A 1,829-nucleotide genomic window follows, 5' to 3' on the forward strand; every position below is an offset into this window, starting at 1 on the left:
TCCTCGCGTCCGTGGTGTTCTTCGGCGCAACGGTGCGACCGCTGGGCTTGATCATTGCGAGCTTCTTCACGCTGATGATTGCCGCTGCCGCTTCGAAGGAAGTGCGCTGGGGCGAGAGCATCATCTGGTCAGCCGTGCTTACGGCCGCCTGCGTGGCGCTGTTCATCTACGGCCTCAATCTTCCACTCCAGCTCTGGCCGCGGTGATCTGTCATGTGGGATCTTCTTAACAACCTTGCTTTCGGCATCAGCGTCGCGGCAACGCCGCAGAACCTCCTGCTGTGTTTGATCGGTGCGCTTGTCGGCACGCTCATCGGCGTGCTTCCGGGGCTTGGCCCGGTCGCGACCATCGCGATGCTATTGCCGATCACCTATGGTCTGCCGCCGGTTGGCGCGCTGATCATGCTAGCCGGCATCTATTACGGCGCGATGTATGGCGGCTCGACCACGGCAATTCTCGTCAACATTCCAGGCGAGTCAGCATCCGTGGTGACAACACTCGATGGTCACCAGATGGCGTTGCAGGGCCGCGCCGGACCTGCGCTTGCCATCTCTGCAATCGGTTCGTTCTTTGCCGGTTGCGTCGCGACGGTGGTCATCGCCGCAGCGGCCGCGCCGCTCACCAGCATCGCCTTGCTGTTCGGACCGGCCGAATACTTCTCGCTGATGGTGCTCGGCCTGATCTTTGCCGTCGTGTTGGCGAAGGGATCTGTCGTCAAGGCGATCGCCATGATCCTGGTCGGTCTCGTGTTGTCGATGGTCGGATCGGACCTCGAAACCGGTGCAGGCCGCCTGAATTTCAACATTCCGGAACTGGCTGACGGCATCGGCTTCGTCGTGATCGCGATGGGCGTGTTCGGCTTCGCCGAGGTGCTGCGCAATCTCGAGGTCACGCATAGCCGCGACATCGTGCAGGCCAAGATCACCGGCCTGATGCCGACCCGCGACGATCTGAAGGCGGCGGCGCCGGCGATCGGCCGCGGCACGATCCTTGGTTCGGTGCTTGGCATCCTGCCGGGCGGCGGATCGGTGATCGCGGCCTTCGCCGCCTACACGCTGGAAAAGAAGCTGGCGAAGGATCCGCGTCGCTTCGGCCGCGGTGCGATCGAAGGCGTGGCTGCGCCCGAGACCGCCAACAACGCCGCTTCGCAGACCTCCTTCATCCCGCTGCTCACCCTTGGCATTCCGCCGAATCCGGTGATGGCGCTGATGGTCGGCGCGATGACGATCCACGGAATCGTGCCGGGACCGCAGGTGATGACCAAGCAGCCCGACCTGTTCTGGGGCATGATCGCCTCGATGTGGTTCGGCAACCTGATGCTGGTCATCATCAACCTGCCACTGGTCGGCCTGTGGGTGCGCCTGTTGCGCGTGCCGTACCGGCTGCTCTACCCGATGATCCTGATCGTCTGCTGCATCGGCGTTTACTCGGTGAACAATGCGGCGGCGGACGTCTACATGACCGCGGCCTTCGCGCTGATCGGGTACTGGCTGGTGAAGCACGACTTCGAGCCGGCACCGATGCTGCTGGGCTTCGTGCTGGGTCCGCTGATGGAGGAAAACCTCCGGCGCGCCATGCTGATCGCCCGCGGCGACTGGACGGTGTTCCTGTCGCGGCCGATTTCCGCAGCTTTGCTCGCGATTTCGGCAATCCTTCTGATCATCGCCGTGCTGCCGATGATCCGGAAGAAGCGCGACGAGGTGTTCGTCGAAGAAGGTTAAGACCGGCTCTCTCGGTCTAATTGAGCGCTTGATTTTGGGCGGCGTTTCGGTGAAACGCCGCCCTTATCGTATATGAGAGTGGACAACACAGTCCCGCTCCGCAGAAAA

At 62.7% G+C, this 1,829-nt stretch carries 2 protein-coding genes; both read left to right on the forward strand.

Going from position 1 to position 1,829, the window contains the following annotated elements:
• Positions 1-206: tripartite tricarboxylate transporter TctB family protein (locus VN004_RS06805; RefSeq protein WP_325608281.1), on the forward strand; the 206-nt coding region annotated here is incomplete at its 5' end.
• 6 nt (positions 207-212) lie between these two features.
• Positions 213-1,721: a tripartite tricarboxylate transporter permease gene (locus VN004_RS06810; protein ID WP_325608283.1), complete on the forward strand. Its 1,509-nt coding sequence runs from the start codon at positions 213-215 to the stop codon at positions 1,719-1,721.
• The last annotated feature ends 108 nt before the right edge of the window (positions 1,722-1,829 follow it).

This window comes from Pseudorhodoplanes sp. (assembly GCF_035565855.1).
In the GTDB taxonomy this organism is placed as follows: Bacteria; Pseudomonadota; Alphaproteobacteria; order Rhizobiales; family Xanthobacteraceae; genus Pseudorhodoplanes.